An 18,948-nucleotide genomic window follows, 5' to 3' on the forward strand; every position below is an offset into this window, starting at 1 on the left:
GTAAGAATGGTAAGGCTTACCTAACTTCGTCTCCTGCTCACCATAGCGCACCGGCGGCCGATGCACTCAAGGCACTGAAGGAGACTGTCGTGTCGGCGAACAGCTTCGACGCCCGCAGCACGCTGCAGGTGGGCGACGAGTCGTACGAAATCTTCAAGCTGGACAAAGTAGAGGGTTCCGCCCGGCTGCCGTACAGCCTGAAGGTCCTGCTGGAGAACCTGCTCCGTACCGAAGACGGCGCGAACATCACCGCCGACCACATCCGCGCGCTCGGCGGCTGGGACCCCAAGGCGCAGCCCAGCCAGGAGATCCAGTTCACCCCGGCCCGGGTGATCATGCAGGACTTCACCGGCGTGCCCTGCGTCGTCGACCTGGCGACCATGCGCGAGGCCGTCAAGGAGCTGGGCGGCGACGCCGACCGGATCAACCCGCTCGCCCCGGCCGAGCTGGTCATCGACCACTCCGTCATCGCCGACACCTTCGGCACCTCCGACGCGTTCAAGAAGAACGTCGAGCTGGAGTACGGCCGCAACCGCGAGCGCTACCAGTTCCTGCGCTGGGGCCAGGGCGCCTTCGACGAGTTCAAGGTCGTCCCGCCCGGCACCGGCATCGTGCACCAGGTCAACATCGAGCACCTGGCCCGCACCGTCATGGTCCGGGACGGCAAGGCGTACCCCGACACGCTGGTCGGCACCGACTCGCACACCACCATGGTCAACGGTCTCGGCGTGCTGGGCTGGGGCGTCGGCGGCATCGAGGCGGAGGCCGCGATGCTGGGCCAGCCCGTCTCGATGCTCATCCCGCGGGTCGTCGGCTTCAAGCTCACCGGTGAACTGCCCACCGGCACCACCGCCACCGACCTCGTGCTCACCATCACCGAGATGCTGCGCGAGCACGGTGTCGTCGGCAAGTTCGTGGAGTTCTACGGCCAGGGCGTGGCCTCCGTGCCGCTCGCCAACCGCGCCACGATCGGCAACATGTCGCCGGAGTTCGGCTCCACCGCGGCGATCTTCCCGATCGACGAGGAGACCATCAACTACCTCAGGCTGACCGGCCGCAGCGCCGACCAGCTCGCCCTGGTCGAGGCGTACGCCAAGGCGCAGGGCCTGTGGCACGACCCGGCCCAGGAGCCGGAGTACAGCGAGTACCTGGAGCTGGACCTGGCCACGGTGGTCCCCTCCATCGCCGGCCCGAAGCGCCCGCAGGACCGCATCGCGCTCGCCGACGCCGCCCACAAGTTCGGCCAGGACGTCATCAACTACGTCTCCGAGGCCGACACCGACGAGGCCGGCAAGGAGTCCTTCCCGGCCTCCGACGCGCCGGCCGTCTCCAACGGCGTGCCGAGCAAGCCGGTCCAGGTCACCGGCCCCGACGGGGTGACCTACGAGATCGACCACGGCGCCGTCGCCGTCGCGGCCATCACCTCCTGCACCAACACCTCCAACCCGTACGTCATGGTCGGCGCCGCGCTGCTGGCCAAGAAGGCGGTGGAGAAGGGCCTCACCCGCAAGCCCTGGGTCAAGACCACCCTGGCCCCCGGCTCGCAGGTCGTCATGGACTACTACGACCGGGCAGGGCTCACCCCCTACCTGGACAAGCTCGGCTTCAACCTCGTCGGCTACGGCTGCACCACCTGCATCGGCAACTCCGGCCCGCTGCCGGACGAGGTCTCCCAGGCGGTCAACGACAACGACCTGGCCGTCGTCTCGGTGCTCTCCGGCAACCGCAACTTCGAGGGCCGGATCAACCCCGACGTCAAGATGAACTACCTGGCGTCCCCGCCGCTGGTGGTCGCCTACGCGCTGGCCGGGTCCATGAAGGTGGACATCACCCAGGACGCGCTGGGCACCGACCAGGACGGCAACCCCGTCTACCTGGCCGACCTGTGGCCCTCCGAGCAGGAGGTCGAGGAGGTCGTCGCCTCCGCCATCGGCCAGGAGATGTTCACCAAGGACTACGCCGACGTCTTCGCCGGCGACGCCCAGTGGCAGGCCCTCCCCGTGCCCACCGGCAACACCTTCGAGTGGGACGCCGAGTCCACCTACGTCCGCAAGCCCCCGTACTTCGAGGGCATGGGGATGGAGCCCGCGCCGGTCACGGACATCTCCGGCGCCCGGGTGCTGGCCAAGCTGGGCGACTCGGTCACCACCGACCACATCTCCCCGGCCGGTGCCATCAAGGCCGACACCCCCGCCGGCCAGTACCTCACCGAGCACGGCGTCCAGCGCCGCGACTTCAACAGCTACGGCTCCCGCCGCGGCAACCACGAAGTCATGATCCGCGGCACGTTCGCCAACATCCGGCTCCGCAACCAGATCGCGCCCGGCACCGAGGGCGGCTTCACCCGGGACTTCACCCAGGACGGCTCCCCGGTCTCCTTCATCTACGACGCCTCGCAGAACTACCAGGCGCAGGGCACCCCGCTGGTCATCCTCGCGGGCAAGGAGTACGGCTCCGGCTCGTCCCGCGACTGGGCGGCCAAGGGCACCGCGCTGCTCGGCGTGCGCGCCGTCATCGCCGAGTCCTACGAGCGCATCCACCGCTCGAACCTGATCGGCATGGGCGTCCTGCCGCTGCAGTTCCCCACCGGCGGCTCGGCGCTCGACCTGGGACTGACCGGCGAGGAGACCTTCTCCATCACCGGTATCACCGCCCTCAACGACGGTGACGTCCCCGCCACGGTGAAGGTGACCACGGACACCGGCGTCGAGTTCGACGCCACCGTCCGCATCGACACCCCCGGCGAGGCCGACTACTACCGCAACGGCGGCATCCTGCAGTACGTCCTGCGGTCGCTCATCCGCGACTGACCGGACCGACAGCGCGACGGCGGGCCGCACCCTTCGAGGGTGCGGCCCGCCGTGCTGTGTGCCGCAGCGTTCCGGGAAGAGGCGGGGCCGTCCGCGCTGCCGGCGGCGTCCCGCACGGTCACGAAGGCGCCCCGCCGAGGCGCGGCGGTCAGCGTCCGCCCAGGAGTTCGAGTTCGCCGAGGCGGCTGTCGGGGCCGGTCGGGAGCAGGCGGTAGCGGGAGTAGCGGGCGCTGCGGGGGAGGGTGAAGACACGGGTCTGTTTGTCCCAGCGGAACGTCTCGTCCGCGCGCCGGTCCAGGGTGTGCCAGCGTTCGCCGTCCCGGGAGCCCTGCAGCCGCCAGCCGCCGGGTGCCTCGGCGTGGTCGTCGGAGGTGAGGGTGTACGCCGTGACGCGGGCGCCGTCCGCCACCGCGACGGGGCCGGACGCGGCGTCCGCGGCCGTGTCGGAGGTGTCGTCCAGCAGCGGGGAGTCACCCGGCTCGCTGACGTCGCCGACCGGTGTCGGCGCCCGGTCGCCGCGGGTGAGCGAGGTCGGTCCCGCGTCGCGGCCCGAGCCCCACTTCGACGGCTTCGGGCCCATGGCGAACTCCAGGGTGCCGCCGTCGGCCAGCAGCCTGTGCGGCAGCGCGGTGGAGTTCCAGCGTTTGCCGTCGACCTTCAGGCCCTGGACGTAGACGTTCTCGGCGCTGTTCTTCGGCGCCTCGACCACCAGGTCCCGGCCGTTCTCCAGGTGGACGGTGGCCTTGGTGAACAGCGGCGAGCCGACCGCGTACTCGGGGGAGCCCATGACCAGCGGGTAGAAGCCCAGTGCGCTGAAGACGTACCAGGCCGACATCTCGCCGTTGTCCTCGTCGCCCGGATAGCCCTGGCCGATCTCGCTGCCGACGTAGAGCCGGGAGAGCACCTCGCGGACCTTGGCCTGGGTCTTCCAGGGCTGTCCGGCCGCGTCGTACAGGTAGGGGATGTGATGCGAGGGCTGGTTGCTGTGCCCGTACATGCCCATCCGGACGTCGCGGGCCTCGGTCATCTCGTGGATCACGCCGCCGTAGCTGCCCGCGTACTTCTGCTCGGCCGTCTCCGGGGTGGCGAAGTAGCGGTCCAGCTTCTCGGCGAGGCCCGAGCGCCCGCCGTACAGGGCTGCCAGGCCGCGGGTGTCCTGGGGTGCGGTGAAGGCGAAGTTCCAGCCGTTCGTCTCGGTGTAGTCGTAGCCCCAGACGCGCGGGTCGTACTCCTGCGGGGACAGCCGCCAGGAGCCGTCGGGCCTCCGGCCCTGGAAGAAGCCGGTCTTCTTGTCGAAGAGGCGGACGTAGTCGCGGGCGCGCCGGGAGAAGTACGCCGACTCCTCCCGGTAGCGCTTCTTGCCGGTCTTCTTGTAGAGGGCCTTGCCCATCCGGGCGATCCCGAAGTCGTTGAGGTAGCCCTCCAGCGCCCAGGACAGGCCCTCCTTGGTGTCGGTGCTCGTCCAGCCGAGGAAGGGGGAGGTGGCCATGCCCTTGCGGCCGACACCGGGGTCGGGCGGGGCGACGGTGGCGTTCTTGACGGCGGCCTCGTAGGCGGCTTCCGCGTCGAAGTCGACGCCCTTGAGGTAGGCGTCGGCGAAGGCGACGTCGGAGGAGGTGCCGGTCATCAGGTCGGCGTAGCCGGGGGAGGACCAGCGGGAGATCCAGCCGCCGTCCTTGTACTGCTGCACGAACCCGTCGGCCATCTTCCCGGCCTGCTTCGGGGTGAGGAGGGAGTAGGCGGGCCAGGTGGTGCGGTAGGTGTCCCAGAAGCCGTTGTTGACGTACACCTCGCCGTCGACGATCTTCGAGCCGGTCCTGGTGGGGGTGTCCGGACCGGTGGCGGGGGAGAAGGGGCTGGCGTAGCGGGTCCGGCCGCCGACCCGCTCGTGGCCCGCGTTGGGGTAGAGGTAGAGCCGGTAGAGGTTGGAGTAGAGCGTGGTGAGCTGGTCGGGGGTGGCGCCCTCGACCTCGATGACGCCCAGCAGGTCGTCCCACCGTGCCTGGGCCCGCTTCCGCACCTGCGCGAAGGAGCGGTCGGCGGGGACCTCGGCGCGCAGATTGGCCTTCGCCTGCGCGACGCTGATCAGCGAGGTGGCTATCCGCATGGTGACCGTGCGGTCCGCTCCCGGGGCGAAGCGCAGATAGCCGGCGGCGTCCTTGCTCCCGCCGTCCTTCAGCTTGCTGCCGCCGGTGGCGGGCGCGTCGAACTCGGCGTGCACGAACATCCGGGTCGCGCCGGTGGACAGCCCGCTGCGCACGTCGGACCAGCCGCTGACGGTGCCCCGGCGGGTGTCGAGGGTGAGGCCCGCGTGGTCGTCGACGTTGTCGAAGAGGAGCGCGGCGGCGTCCCGCTCCGGGAAGGTGAAGCGCATCATCGCCGCGTGGTCGGTCGGGGTGACCTCGGCGCGCAGCCCGTTCTCGAAGGTGACGCCGTAGTAGTGCGGCCTGGCCGTCTCCGCCGAGTGCCGGAAGGGCAGTGCGCGGGCCGTACGGGAGGCGCTGGGGGTGCCCTTCGCGGTCGAGGGCATCACCTGGAACGTCTGCCGGTCGCCCATCCAGGGGCTGGGCTCGTGGCTGGCGCTGAATGCCTGCAGTGCGGGCAGGTTGTCGGCGTTGTTCTTCCGCGCGTACTCGTACAGCCAGCTCTTGGCGCCCGCGTCGGTCACCGGTGTCCAGAAGTTGAAGCCGTGGGGCAGCGCGGTGGCGGGGAAGGTGTTGCCGCGCGAGAAGGAGCCGCTGGAGAGGGTGCCCCGGGTGGTGCGGACGTGGTCGGACAGATGGGCCTTGGGGGCGGCCGGGCGCTGCGGGGCGAGCCGCAAGTCGTCGAGCCAGCCGGCGAAGGCACGGGAGCCGTTCGCGGGTCCGGACGGCGCGTCGTAGCCGAGCAGGACGCGGTCGACGGTCCGGCCTTCGGCGACCCGGCCGATCCGGGCCTCGACGTTGTTCCACTGGTTGACGTGCAGCGTCTTGGCGGCGCCCTGCGCGGCCGGGGTCAGCCGGGTGCCGTGCTGGTCGGCGGCGCGCAGGTCGCCGAGGTGGCTGCCGTCGGTGAAGACGAGGTCGACGGCGACGTGCGTGGCGGCGTAGGAGCGGTCCTGGCCGGTCATCTCGGGGAAGAGCCGGTAGGAGAGCACGGTGTCGCGGGTGACGGTGACATCGACGTCGAAGATCTTGTTGTAGGCGTATCCGCGGCCCGGTGCCGCATGGTCGCCCGCGAAGCGCAGGGCGCGGGTGCCGGTGAAGCCGGCGCCGGTCCTGGCGGTGGGCGAGGACTCGGGGCCGCCGCCGGTGCGGGTGGCCAGCCCGGGGCGGCCGTCGGCGGTGACTCCGTCGGCGCGGGGCCTGCCGTCCGGGCCGGTCTCGACGGTGTCGTTCCAGTCCGGCGGGGGCGTGTCCGCCTCGAACGAGGAGGCGAACCGGGTGGCTCGCGGTCCGGTGCCCGGGTCCGGTGCCGCGACGGCCGTGGTGGCCTGCGCCGTGGTGGTGACGAGCAGCGCGAGGAGCACGGCCAGTGCCCGGCGCCGCGCGGCCGCCCGACCGGATAAGGCCCGCGGCCGGACCTTCGGTCCGCGGCGGAGCCGGGCTGCGGGTCCGGATCCGGCCGAGGGCCGGGGACGGGGTTGCGGGCTGCGGCGCACACGGACCTCTCAACAGGCCGACAACGTTGTCAGGTTGTGGATATCAGCGACAAGTAACGTACGTCTTCCCCCGGGTGTCAAGGGGATCTCGGAGGAACTCGGGGGAATTCAGGGGGACTCGGAGGGAGTCGGAGGAAGGAGGGAATCGAAACAGGTCTCAACTCGGGAAAGATGGCGGACGGGAATGTTCTCGATCTTGCCCGGGTGGCGAAGAGTGGACTATACCTGTCCGCACCTTGAGCGGTACCGCGCGCGGCCGCCGCCTCATCGGCGCACCATCCGCAAGATCCGCACCACCCAGCTTCAACTGACCCGCGGTGTCGGGCCCTTCGCCGGTGGCAAGTCGACAGGAGACCGGTACACCGCCTGAGTCCTGGAGAAGGCGAGGACTTGAGCATGGGAACCAACAGCGTCAACCGTCGCGACGTCGTCAAGGCCACCGCGGCCGGACTTCTCGCCGTGCCGGCCCTCGGCTCGCTGACGTCCTGCGCCACCGGCGGCGGTGAGGACACCAAGGCGGAAAAGGGCGAGAAGACGGACAAGAATCCGCTCGGCGTCAAGAAGGACGCCGGGCTGCAGGTCTACGTCTTCAACGGCGGATACGACGACAAGTACGCGCGCTTCGTCAGCGACATGTACGAGAAGCAGTACACGAAGGCCGAGGTCGACCAGAAGCGGACCGAACGTATCGCCACCCAGGTCCAGCCGCGGATCATCAAGGGCGACCCGCCGGACGTGGTCAACAACTCCGGCGCAGAGATGATGTCGATCTCGAAGCTCGTCAAGAACAAGCAGGTCAGCGACGTCACCGAACTGCTCGACGCACCGAGTTGGGACGACCCGGACGTCAAGGTGCGCGACACCCTGGTGCCCGGCGTCGTGGAGATGGGGCAGTTCGGCGGCGACGCCTGCTACCAGCTCAACATCGCCCAGACCGTGTACGGCATCTGGTACTCGGACAGGATGCTCCGCGACACGCTGGAGGCCGAATACCCGAAGACCTGGGACGACATGCTGGCCCTCTGCAAGAAGGCCAAGAAGAAGGGGCTGCACGGCTGGACGTACCCGGCGGGCCACCCCCGCTACATGTTCTTCAGCATGTACGCCATGTTCGGCCAGGCAGGCGGCCGCAAGCAGCTCGACGCCTTCGACTACCTGGAGCCGAACGCCTGGAAGACCGACGCGGTCAAGCAGGTCTTCGAAGCGTATGAGGAACTGCTCGCCAAGAAGTACGTGCTGACCGGATTCGACGGCAAGAACGCGCACATCGAGGCGCAGACCGCCTGGACGAAGGGCAAGGCCGTCTTCATCCCGGACGGCTCCTGGGTGGAGAACGAGGCGAAGGACACCACGCCCAAGGACTTCGGGATGCGGGTCGGCGCGACGCCCTCGCTCGACAAGGGTGACGCGATGCCCTTCGGCACCCTCTACGCGCCGCCCGGCGAGCCCTACATCATCCCGGCCAAGGCTTCCAACCGGCAGGGCGGGCTGGAGTGGATGCGGATGATGTACAGCAAGAAAGCCGCGGTGAACCTCTTCCACGAGGTCTCCTCGATGCCCGTGGTCAAGGGCGCCATCGACGGGATGAAGCTGCCGCCGGGTGTGGAAAGCGCGCAGCAGGCCGTCAAGGCCGCCGGCGACAACATCGTGATCGCCTTCTTCAAGGAGTGGTACGCCGACCTGTGGCGGGTGGACTTCGACGCCGTCGTGGGGAAGTTCATGAATGGCGAGACGTCGGTGAAGGAGGCCATGAACGCGATGCAGAAGGCCGCCGACCGCACTGCCGAGGACCCCGACGTCACGAAGATCAAGAAGTCCTGAGCGATCGGGCAGCGGGCACGGACCCGGGGAGAATCGGAGCGGTGTGAAGACTGAGACACGGCCGGCCACGGGCGGGCAGACGAGCGGGAAGCGGCCTGTCGGGCGGACCCGGGCGAGCGGGGGAGCGGCCTTCGCGCTGGCCGTCGTCCTGCCGCCCCGGTTCACCCCCGAGCGGGTGCGCAACGACCGCAGATACCGCACGCTGGACAAGTACCGCTTCATCGTGGGGTTTCTGGCCCTGCCGCTGGCCTTCTACGCGGTCTTCGTCATCTCCCCGTTCCTCCAGGCGATCTACTACTCGTTCACGGACTGGGCGGGCGGTGCCACGGCGAACTTCGTCGGCTTCGACAACTACGTGAAGATGTGGAACGACGAGCGGTTCTGGGCCTCCCTGCAGTCCAGTCTGCTGCTGCTGGTCGTCGTTCCGCTGGTCACCCTGGCACTGGGCATCTTCTTCGCCTACATGATCACCGCGGGTGGACGGCACCGCAGGGGACAGGCGGTCTCGGGCGTGGCGGGCTCCTCGCTCTACAAGATCGTCTACTTCTTCCCGCAGGTGCTGTCCATCGCGCTGATCGCCGTGGTGTGGCAGCAGGTCTACAGCTCCCGCAGCGGCCTGCTCAACGGCCTGCTCGGCTCCGTGGGGCTGGAGGGGCTCGAACAGCGCTGGCTCGGCGGCGACTACAAGCTCGCCCTCTTCTCGACCATGGCGGTGATCGCCTGGAGCTTCGTCGGCTTCTACGTGGTGCTCTTCTCGGCCGCCATGGGCGCCATCCCCAAGGACATCTACGAGGCCGCGCTGCTGGACGGCGCCGGGCGCGCCGCGACCTTCTTCCGGGTCACCCTGCCGCTGATCTGGGACACCGTGCGCACCGGCTGGATCTACATGGGCATCCAGGCCCTGGACGCCTTCGCGGTCGTGCTGATCATGGTGCCGCCGCACGCGCTGAAGGTGACCCCGGTCTACCTCTACGAGCGGTTCCGGGAGGGGCAGTTCGGCTATGCCACGGCCATCGGCGTGGTGCTCCTCGTCCTCAGCATGGTCTTCACACTGATCGTGATGCGGATCGGGCGCCGTGACCAGATCGAGTACTGAGGAGCGGGGAAGCGAAGCGATGAGTGCCGAACCGATGCCCACCGACGCCCTCACCGACCGGGCGCAGGAGTCCGCTGCGCCCTCCCCGCCGGCCGCCGGGGGCGAGGTGCGCTCCGGCCCGGGGCGCGCCGAGAGCGGCGTGCTGAACGTCTTCTCGCACGCCTTCCTGATCGCCTGGGTGGTGATGGCGGCCGGGCCGCTGATCTGGGTGGCGCTGACGGCCTTCCGTCCCACCGCGGACTTCCTCAACGACCCGATGGGCCTGCCGACCACGCTCCACTGGCAGAACTTCGCGCACGCCTGGACCGAGGCGAAGATCGGCCGGTACGCGTTCAACTCGGTGATCATCCTGGCGGGCTCGCTGACCGGCACCATGCTGCTGGGCTCGATGGCGGCCTACGTCATCGCCCGGTTCACCTTCCCCGGCAACCGGTTCGTCTTCCTGCTGTTCGCGGGCGGCATGATGTTCCCGGTGATCCTGGCGCTGATCCCGCTCTTCACGATCATGGACAACATGTCCCTGCTGGACACCCGCCCGGGCCTGATCATCGCCTACATCGCCTATTCGCTGCCCTTCACCACCTTCTTCCTCACCTCGTTCTTCCGGACCCTGCCCAGCGGGGTCCAGGAGGCGGCGATGATCGACGGGGCCTCGCACACCCGGACGTTCTTCCAGGTGATGATGCCCATGGCCAAGCCGGGCCTGGTGAGCATCGGGATCTTCAACTTCCTCGGCCAGTGGAACCAGTACCTGCTGCCGCTGCTGCTCAACAACGAGGACGAGAACAACTACGTGCTGCCCCAGGGGCTCGCGGCGTTGACGGTGTCGCAGGGGTACGCGGGAGACTGGGGAGCCCTGTTCGCCGGGCTGACCATCGCCATGGTCCCGGTGCTGGTGGTCTATGCCGTCTTCCAGCGGCAGGTGCAGGCGGGGCTGACGGCCGGTGCCCTGAAGTAGGCCCGTCTAATCCTCCGCGGCGCGCAGTGATTTCAGGTTGGCCACGAAAGTGGCCTAGACCTGTGCGGCGGAATATGCCGTGAGTAGTCTCTGCGCCGTAGCGGCACGGGGGAACACCTCACCGAGCGGTCGGGGCCCTCCTCGACCGACGCTGCCCGGGAGGTCCGGGTCGCGCCCGGAGTGACGCATCACCTGCGAGCAAGTCGACACCGATGTCGAAGGGTTGAGCAACATGAACAAGAGAGCAGCGGCGGCCGGTGCCGCAGTGCTCGCCATGGCACTGAGCGTGACCGCCTGCGGCGGTGACAGCGGGGGCTCCGGGGACAAGAACACCATCAAACTGGTGGCCGCCGACTACGGCGACAAGAAGTCCAACGCCTCCAAGATCTACTGGGACAAGGTCGCCGAGGACTTCGAGAAGCAGAACAAGGACATCAAGGTCGACGTCCAGGTCATCAACTGGAACGACATCGACAAGCAGGTCAAGACGATGATCCAGAGCGGCAACGTTCCGGACCTGCTGCAGACCGGCGGCTACGCCGACAAGGTCGCCGACGACCTGCTCTACAAGGCGGACGAGGTCCTCTCGCCCGCGACGCAGAAGAACCTCATCCCCTCCTTCGCCAAGGCCGGCGAGGTGGACGGCACCCAGTACGGCATCCCGTGGGTCTCCTCCTCCCGGGTGCTCTTCTACAACAAGGAGGTCTTCAAGGAGGCGGGCATCAAGAACCCGCCGAAGACCTGGGACGAACTGGCCGACGCCGCGAAGAAGATAAAGAAGTCCAAGGCCGCCGACACCCCCTACGCGCTGCCCCTCGGCCCCGAGGAGGCGCAGGGCGAGATGATGATGTGGGAGCTGGGCAACGGCGGTGGCTACACCGACGGCAGCGGCAAGTACACCATCGACAGCGCCAAGAACGTCGAGACCTTCAACTGGCTGCAGGACAACCTGGTCAAGCCGGGGCTGACCTACTCCAACCCGGGCACCACCGACCGCAAGACCGCCTTCGCGGACTTCGCGGCCGGCAAGGCCGGCATGCTCAACGGCCACCCGAGCCTGGTCCAGATGGCCAAGCAGGGCAAGGTCGACTACGGCGTCACCACCATCCCCGGCAAGGACGGGCCGCTGAAGTCCACCCTCGGCGTCGCCGACTGGATGATGGCCTTCAAGGACGGCGGCAAGCAGAAGCAGATCAAGAAGTTCCTCGACTTCGTCTACTCGAAGAAGATGCTGAAGTTCGACGAGATGTACAACTTCCCGCCCGTCACCCAGGACGCGCTGGAGACGATGCAGTCCAACGGCAAGCACGAGGACCTGAAGCCCTTCTTCGACGAGCTGCAGAACGCCAAGTTCTACCCGCTGGGCGACCCGTCCTGGGACGTCGTCTCCGCCGAGATCAAGAAGAGCGGCGGCAAGGCGGCCAAGGAGGACCCGAAGAAGGTACTCGGCGACCTGCAGAAGAAGGCGGAGGAGGCGGCGGCCGACAAGTAGGCCGCGGCCCGCACCACCCAGCACCTCCGTACCGCAAGGAGACCCCGTGTCACTGAAGGCCCCGCCGTCCCCGGCCCGCAGGAGCCGGGGGCGGGGAGGGCAGTCCGGCCGGCCGGTCCGCCGCACGAGCGGCGGGCTGGCCCGGCTGGGCCCGCTCCCCTGGATCGCCCCTGTCGTCCTGCTCATTCTCGCTGTCGTCGTCTGGCCCGTCATCGAGCTGATCAGGACCTCGTTCCTGAACATCAGCATCGCGGGGATCGTGCGGGGCTCGGCCGGCACCGACAAGTACAAGAAGCTCTTCGACGAGACCGACTTCGGGCACGTCCTGCTGTGGACCGTGCTGTGGACCGTCGTGGTCGTCGGCGTGACGATGCTGCTCTCGCTGTGCCTGGCGCAGCTGTTCAACCAGAACTTCCCGGGCCGCCGCGTCACCCGCTGGGCCCTCATCGCCCCCTGGGCCGCCTCGGTGCTGATGACGGCGATCGGCTTCAAGTGGATGCTCAACCGGACGGCCGGTGTCCTGAACACCGTCATGATCGATCTGGGCATCATCGACTCGTCCAAGGACTGGCTGGGATCGGCCGGTACCGCCTGGCCCTGGATGATGTTCGTGGCGGTCTTCGTCTCGCTGCCCTTCACCACCTACACCCTGCTGGCCGGGCTCCAGACGATCCCGGCCGACGTCTACGAGGCCGCGCGGATCGACGGCGCCGGTTCCTGGCAGACCTACAAGGGCATCACGCTGCCGCTGCTGCGCCCGGCCTTCCTGGTCGGCGTGGTCATCAACCTGATCAACGTCTTCAACTCGTTCCCGATCATCTGGGCGATGACGCAGGGCGGACCGGGCAGCGACACCGCGACGACCACGGTGTTCATGTACAAGCTGAAGGAGACGGACATCGCCGAGTCCGCGGCGATGTCGGTGGTCAACTTCGCAATGGTCGTCGTGCTCGTGCTGATCTTCCTGAAGGTCAGCCGGTGGAACGAGGAGGACTGATGGCGACCGCAACCCAGACCGCCGGAGCCGGCCCCGGCCGCGACCCCGAGTCCGCCGAGCGGGGTGCCGCCGCGCCGGCCAGGCCGACGGCGCGGCCGCCGAAGCGCACCTTCCGGCCCCGCACCCTGGTGATCACCGCCGTGGCCTGGCTGCTCGCGGCGCTGTTCCTCGCGCCGTACCTGGAGATGATCGTCACGGCCCTGCGGCCGGCCGACGAGCTGCGCGACCGGACCTATCTGCCGGACACGCTGAACTGGTCGAACTTCATCGACGTCTGGAAGGAGTCCTCACTCGGGGACAACCTCCAGGTGACGCTGCTGATCTCCGGCGGCGCCACGATCCTGGTGCTGCTCGTCTCGCTGCCGGCCGCGTACTACACGGCACGGATGCGGTTCAAGGGGCGCAAGTGGTTCCTGCTGCTGGTGCTGGTGACCCAGATGTTCCAGCCGACGGCGCTGCTGGTGGGTCTCTACCGGGAGTTCCACCAGTTGGAGATGCTCAACTCGATCTGGACGCTGATCCTCACCAACGCCGCGTTCAACCTGGCCTTCGCGGTGTGGATCCTGACCGCCTACATCGGGTCGATCCCGCCTGAGTTGGAGGAGGCGGCGATGGTGGACGGCACCAGCCGCTTCGGCGCGATGATCAAGGTGACGCTGCCGCTGGCACTCCCGGGCGTGGTGACCGCGGTGATCTTCACCTTCATCACCTCCTGGAACGAGTTCGTGATGGGGCTGACGCTCTCCACCGAGCCGGACAAGCAGCCGCTGACCGTCGGGATCAACAACTTCATCGGCGCCTACACGGTGCAGTGGAACTACCTGTTCGCCGCGTCGGTCGTCGCGATCATCCCGGTGATCGTCCTGTTCGCCTTCATCGAGCGGCACGTGGTCTCCGGCCTGACCGCGGGCTCCGTGAAGTGAGCACCGGCCGCGCCCCGGCCGGCCACCCGCCGGCCGGGGCGCGGCATGCCCGTACTCCGTACCGCGGACTGCGCCGAGCGCCGTACACGGGCAGAAAGCGGGCATAGACTTCTGCACGCCTGCCGCACGTCCCGGGTTCCCGGCAGCCGCCGGGGACCCGGCGTTTTCTCCCCGCTCAGCTCCGTATGATGAGCCACAAATGAGCACCAGCCGCTCCCCGTCCGGCTCGCAGGGCTTGACGGGAAGAACCGCCGGGGCTCTGCTAAAGGTTCAGTTGTTGGAGACAAGCGGGGAGTGAACAGTGGTGGAGACTCCGGGGTCGCAGTCCTCGCTGCACCGGGCCAATCTCGAGCGGGTCGTACGGGCGGTCCGGATGGCGGGTTCGCTCACCCAGGCGGAGATCGCCCGCGGCACGGGGCTGTCCGCGGCGACCGTCTCCAACATCGTCCGTGAGCTCAAGGACGCCGGGACCGTGGAGGTCACCCCCACGTCCTCGGGCGGACGCCGGGCCCGTGCCGTCTCGCTGAGCGCCGACGCCGGGATCGTCGTCGGGGTCGACTTCGGCCACTCCCACCTGCGGGTCGCCGTGGGCAACCTGGCGCACACCGTGCTGGCCGAGGACGCCGAGCCCATCGACGTGGACGCCTCGGCCGACCAGGGCTTCGACCGTGCCGAGCGCCTGGTGCGGCGGCTGGTGGGGGAGAGCGGCATCAGCCCGGGCAAGGTCATCGGCATCGGGCTGGGCGTCCCCGGCCCCATCGACATCGAGACCGGTGTGCTGGGCTCCACCGCCATCCTCCCCGGCTGGGCGGGGACCAACCCGCGCGACGAGCTCGCCGCGCGGACCGGGGTGCCCGTCTACGTCGACAACGACGCCAACCTCGGCGCGCTCGGCGAACAGGTCTGGGGCGCCGGCCGGGGCGCCCGCGACCTGGCGTACATCAAGGTCGCCAGCGGCGTCGGCGCCGGGCTGGTGATCAACGGCCAGATCTACCGCGGCCCGGGCGGCACCGCGGGCGAGATCGGGCACATCACGCTGGACGAGTCCGGCCCGGTCTGCCGCTGCGGCAACCGCGGCTGCCTGGAGACCTTCACCGCGGCCCGCTACGTGCTGCCGCTGCTGCACTCCAGCCACGGCACGGATCTGACCATGGCCCGGGTGGTGCGGCTGGCGGCGGACGGCGACCCGGGCTGCCGCCGGGTCGTCGCCGACATCGGCCGCTACATCGGCAGCGGTGTCGCCAGCCTCTGCAACCTCCTCAACCCCTCCCGGGTCGTGCTCGGCGGTGACCTCGCGGAGGCGGGGGACCTGGTGCTGGGACCGGTGCGGGACTCGGTCGCGCGCTACGCGATCCCCAGCGCGGCCCGCCGGCTGAAGGTCCTGCCCGGCGAACTCGACAGCCGCGCCGAGGTGTTGGGCGCCCTCGCGCTGGTCCTCGACGAGATGGGTGACGCCACCCTGGTGGACGCCGCCTCGGCAGCCGCCTGAGGGGCGTCTCGCACACCGCGCAGCACGGTCCTGGGTTTCTGTCTTCAACGGATGGCATCGTTGTCTTCTCGTTAAGTATTAGCTTATTGACCGCTGAGTTTCCGGCGAGTTGACTTCCGGACACCCCGGCCGCACCGCCGCGGCCCCGTCAGGGAGGTCTCTGAAATGCACGCAGCGCTGCGCGGCATCGCCCTCGGCACCATCACGCTCTCGCTCGCCCTCAGCACGGCCGCCTGCGGCAGTGCGGACCAGGCGGACGGCAAGGACAGCGACAAGTCCAAGAAGGGCCCGCTGACCATCGGGCTGCTGCTGCCCGAGAACCAGACGGCCCGCTACGAGCGGTTCGACAAGCCGCTGATGGTCAAGAAGATCAAGGAACTGGCGGGCAAGGACACCAAGGTCCTCTACGCCAACGCCAAGCAGGACGCCAACCTGCAGCAGCAGCAGGTCGAAACGATGATCACCAAGAAGGTCGACGCGCTGATCGTCGACGCGGTGGACGCCAAGTCGATCTCCAGCTCGGTCAAGAAGGCCGACGACAGCAACATCCCCGTCGTCGCCTACGACCGGCTGGCCGAGGGCCCGATCAAGGCATACACCTCGGTCGACAACCCCCGGGTCGGCAGAATCCAGGCCCAGTCCCTGCTCGATGAGCTGGGCGACAAGGCCGACAAGGGCAAGATCGTCATGATGAACGGCTCCGTCACCGACCCGAACGCCAAGATGTACAAGGACGGCGCCCACTCCGTCCTCGACGGCAAGGTGAAGATCGGCAAGGAGTACGACACCAAGGAGTGGAAGCCGGAGAACGCCAACGAGAACATGAAGGGCGCCATCTCCTCGCTCGGCAAGAAGAACATCGTCGGCGTCTACTCCGCCAACGACGGCATGGCGGGCGGCATCATCACCGCGCTGAAGCGCGCGGGCTTCGACAAGGACAAGCTGCCCCCGGTCACCGGCCAGGACGCCGAGCTCAACGCGGTGCAGCGGATCCTCGCGGGCTCGCAGTTCATGAGCGTCTACAAGCCCTACGTGCCCGAGACCTCGGCGGCCGCGGAGTTCGCCGTCGCGCTCGCCCGCGGCGAGTCCCTGGACAAGATCGCGTCCTCGAAGACCGACAGCCAGTCCGAGAAGGGCGTCCCGACGAAGATCGTCACGCCGCTTCCGCTGACCAAGGACGACATCAAGAAGTACGTCGGCAAGTCCGGATTCTTCACGGCCAAGGAGATCTGCACCGCGGACTTCAAGAAGGCATGCACCGAGGCGGGCATCAAGTAACCCCTCAGGCGGCCGGCCCGCCCACCGCCGCGGCGGTGGGCCCGGGCACGGCCCCGGGGCAGAAGGAGTGATTCACGTGTCCGCTACGCCCGTGCTGGCGTTGCGCGGAGTCTCCAAGCGGTTCGGCGCCGTCCAGGCGCTCACGGACGTCGAGCTGGAGGTCCACCCCGGCGAGGTCGTCGCACTCGTCGGGGACAACGGTGCAGGAAAGTCCACCCTGGTCAAGGCCATCGCGGGCGTCGGCCCGGCCGACGAGGGCACGGTGGAATGGAACGGCGAACCCGTCCGGATCGACCGGCCGCACGACGCCCAGGAGCTGGGCATCGCGACCGTCTACCAGGACCTTGCGCTGTGCGACAACCTCGATGTCGTCGGGAACCTCTTCCTCGGCAACGAGATCAAGCCGCGCGGGATCCTGGACGAGGTGGAGATGGAGCGCCGCGCCCGCGAGCTGCTCTCCACCCTCTCCATCCGCATCCCCAGCGTCCGCGTCCCCGTCGCCTCGCTCTCCGGCGGTCAGCGGCAGACCGTCGCCATCGCCCGCTCCCTGCTGGGCGAGCCCCGCGTCGTCATCCTCGACGAGCCCACAGCGGCGCTCGGTGTCGAGCAGACCGCGCAGGTCCTCGACCTGGTCGAACGGCTCCGGGAGCGGGACCTGGGAGTGCTGCTGATCAGCCACAACATGGCGGACGTCCGGGCCGTCAGCGACCGGGTCGCGGTGCTCCGCCTCGGCCGCAACAACGGGACGTACACGGTGAGCGAGACCACCCAGGAGGAGATCGTCTCCGCGATCACCGGGGCGACGGACAACGTCGTCACCCGCCGCGACGCCCGTACCGCCCAGAACGCGCGCCCGAAGGAGGTGCAGCAGTGACCACCGACACCCCCACGAACGGCACGCCGGCCGACGACGCGCCCGTGGACATGGCGAAGGCCCCGGAGGACGGGGCGAGCGGAGCGCCGGCCCCGGCGGCCGAGGTCTCCACCGTCGACCCCCGGCTGCTGGTGCGCCAGCAGGGCTTCAGCGGCTACCTGGACGTCCTGCTGCGCCGGCTGCGGACCGGCGAGCTGGGTTCGGTCCCGGTCGTCATCGGCCTGCTGGTCATCGGCGTGGTCTTCCAGCTCCAGGACTCGGCGTTCCTGAGCGCGAACAACCTCAGCAACCTGTTCGTGCAGAGCGCGGGCACCGGGCTGATCGCCGTCGGGATCGTCTTCGTGCTGATCCTCGGCGAGATCGACCTGTCGGTCGGTTCGGTCAGCGGCATGTCAGCGGCGGTGCTGGCCGTCCTCAACATCAACCACGGGATGAACGAGGTCCTGGCGGTCCTGCTGGCCATCCTCACCGGGATGGCGGCCGGCGCCGTCCACGGCTTCTTCTTCGCCAGGATCGGCGTCCCGGCCTTCGTGGTCACCCTGGCGGGTCTGCTGGGCTGGAACGGCCTGATGCTCCAGATCCTGGGGCCGAGCGGAACGATCAACCTCGACGGCGACGGCGTGGTGGCGCATCTCACCAACTACTACTTCGCCGACAAGGCGGCGGCCATGGGCCTGGCCACCGTCTGCGTGCTGGCCTTCCTCGCCTTCTCGCTGCTGGACGCGCGGCGGCGCAAGGCGGCCGGGGTCCCCAGTCGCCCGCTGAGCGAGATCCTGCTGCGCACCGCGATCCTGGCGGTCCCGGCCTACGCGGCGGCGGCCGTCTTCAACTCCTACCGGGGGCTGCCGCTGGCTGTGGTGATCTTCCTGGGCGTGGTCGTCCTGGGCGACTTCGTGCTGCGCCGCACGGGCTACGGCCGCAAGGTCTTCGCCGTCGGCGGGAGCAGCGAGGCGGCGGGCCGGGCCGGGATCAACGTGCCGCTCATCCGGATCACGGTCTACGCGATCGCCGGAACGATGGCGGCCGTCGGCGGGCTGTTCTTCGCGTCACAGATCAACGCGGCCAACCAGTCCTCGGGTGCGGGCAGCCTGCTGATGAACTGCATCGCGGCAGCCGTCATCGGCGGCACCAGCCTCTTCGGCGGCCGCGGGAAGACCTGGTCGGCGCTGCTGGGTGCGCTGGTCATCCAGTCGATCAACTCGGGCATGGCACTGCTGGGCACCGGCTCCGCACTGCGCGACATGATCACCGGTGCGGTGCTGCTGGCCGCGGTGGTGATCGACTCGGTCTCCCGGCGGACGCAGAAGACCGCCGGGCGGGCCTGACCCGTCCGGGGCGAGAGACCGCGGGACGGATGAACCGGGTCCGGTTGATCCGGCTCAGCGCTGATTGATGCAGATCGGTGCTGGTCGATCCGGATTCATCCGTTTGCGATGCGGATTCCAGTGGATTCCGGCGCCGTCCGGACGGTGCGGGCCGGACCCCGGAAGGGGCGGCCGGCCTGCGGATCGGCTCGGCTCGACGGCGGGTTCCGACCCGGCCGCACACCGCCTGGCCTGCGGCCGGGACA

At 69.0% G+C, this 18,948-nt stretch carries 12 protein-coding genes; 11 read left to right on the forward strand and 1 reads right to left on the reverse strand.

Annotated elements, in window-relative coordinates:
• The first annotated feature begins 89 nt into the window (after positions 1-89).
• Entirely contained in the window at positions 90-2,810 is a 2,721-nt protein-coding gene (acnA, locus tag BMX65_RS10300) for an aconitate hydratase AcnA (RefSeq protein ID WP_074999907.1), read from the forward strand.
• Between the two features lie 148 nt (positions 2,811-2,958).
• Here the strand turns inward: acnA and BMX65_RS10305 are convergent, their stop codons facing one another.
• Positions 2,959-6,318: a GH92 family glycosyl hydrolase gene (locus tag BMX65_RS10305; RefSeq protein ID WP_239501952.1), complete on the reverse strand. Its 3,360-nt coding sequence runs from the start codon at positions 6,316-6,318 to the stop codon at positions 2,959-2,961.
• A gap of 528 nt (positions 6,319-6,846) precedes the next feature.
• Here BMX65_RS10305 and ngcE point away from each other — a divergent pair.
• From ngcE to BMX65_RS10355, 10 genes are all read left to right on the forward strand, one after another.
• Complete coding sequence (gene ngcE, locus BMX65_RS10310; RefSeq protein WP_074999908.1) at positions 6,847-8,271, forward strand: N-acetylglucosamine/diacetylchitobiose ABC transporter substrate-binding protein; 1,425 nt, start codon at positions 6,847-6,849, stop codon at positions 8,269-8,271.
• A 175-nt stretch (positions 8,272-8,446) separates the two neighbouring features.
• On the forward strand, positions 8,447-9,367 hold the full coding sequence (locus BMX65_RS10315) for a carbohydrate ABC transporter permease (RefSeq protein WP_239501975.1): 921 nt from the start codon (positions 8,447-8,449) through the stop codon (positions 9,365-9,367).
• Positions 9,368-9,386: 19 nt separating this feature from the next.
• Positions 9,387-10,325 carry a carbohydrate ABC transporter permease gene (locus BMX65_RS10320; protein WP_398761817.1) on the forward strand — a complete coding sequence of 313 codons (939 nt, stop codon included), beginning with the start codon at positions 9,387-9,389 and terminating at the stop codon, positions 10,323-10,325.
• Between the two features lie 232 nt (positions 10,326-10,557).
• On the forward strand, positions 10,558-11,817 hold the full coding sequence (locus BMX65_RS10325; RefSeq protein WP_074999909.1) for an extracellular solute-binding protein: 1,260 nt from the start codon (positions 10,558-10,560) through the stop codon (positions 11,815-11,817).
• A gap of 46 nt (positions 11,818-11,863) precedes the next feature.
• The gene (locus BMX65_RS10330; RefSeq protein ID WP_107437452.1) at positions 11,864-12,814 is read left to right on the forward strand and encodes a carbohydrate ABC transporter permease; all 951 of its coding nucleotides are present in this window, start codon (positions 11,864-11,866) and stop codon (positions 12,812-12,814) included.
• Positions 12,814-13,737 (forward strand): carbohydrate ABC transporter permease, encoded by a 924-nt coding sequence (locus tag BMX65_RS10335; protein ID WP_177214233.1) that lies wholly within the window; start codon positions 12,814-12,816, stop codon positions 13,735-13,737. Before BMX65_RS10330 ends, BMX65_RS10335 begins: the two co-directional genes overlap by 1 nt.
• Before the next feature lie 304 nt (positions 13,738-14,041).
• Positions 14,042-15,226, forward strand: a complete 1,185-nt coding sequence (locus tag BMX65_RS10340; protein ID WP_075000276.1) for an ROK family transcriptional regulator — start codon at positions 14,042-14,044, stop codon at positions 15,224-15,226.
• Positions 15,227-15,391: 165 nt separating this feature from the next.
• Positions 15,392-16,504, forward strand: a complete 1,113-nt coding sequence (locus tag BMX65_RS10345) for a substrate-binding domain-containing protein (protein WP_074999910.1) — start codon at positions 15,392-15,394, stop codon at positions 16,502-16,504.
• A 67-nt stretch (positions 16,505-16,571) separates the two neighbouring features.
• Positions 16,572-17,378 (forward strand): ATP-binding cassette domain-containing protein, encoded by an 807-nt coding sequence (locus tag BMX65_RS10350; protein ID WP_074999911.1) that lies wholly within the window; start codon positions 16,572-16,574, stop codon positions 17,376-17,378.
• On the forward strand, positions 17,375-18,703 hold the full coding sequence (locus BMX65_RS10355; RefSeq protein WP_079171810.1) for a sugar ABC transporter permease: 1,329 nt from the start codon (positions 17,375-17,377) through the stop codon (positions 18,701-18,703). Before BMX65_RS10350 ends, BMX65_RS10355 begins: the two co-directional genes overlap by 4 nt.
• The last annotated feature ends 245 nt before the right edge of the window (positions 18,704-18,948 follow it).

This window comes from Streptomyces qinglanensis (assembly GCF_900111245.1).
Classification (GTDB): Bacteria; Actinomycetota; Actinomycetes; order Streptomycetales; family Streptomycetaceae; genus Streptomyces; species Streptomyces qinglanensis.

Bases quoted from the DNA above. Each gene is read 5' to 3' on its own strand.
- BMX65_RS10320 (WP_398761817.1), top strand. From the start codon at position 9,387: ATGAGTGCCGAACCGATGCCCACCGACGCCCTCACCGACCGGGCGCAG.
- ngcE (WP_074999908.1), top strand. From the start codon at position 6,847: ATGGGAACCAACAGCGTCAACCGTCGCGACGTCGTCAAGGCCACCGCG.
- BMX65_RS10335 (WP_177214233.1), top strand. From the start codon at position 12,814: ATGGCGACCGCAACCCAGACCGCCGGAGCCGGCCCCGGCCGCGACCCC.
- BMX65_RS10345 (WP_074999910.1), top strand. From the start codon at position 15,392: ATGCACGCAGCGCTGCGCGGCATCGCCCTCGGCACCATCACGCTCTCG.
- BMX65_RS10325 (WP_074999909.1), top strand. From the start codon at position 10,558: ATGAACAAGAGAGCAGCGGCGGCCGGTGCCGCAGTGCTCGCCATGGCA.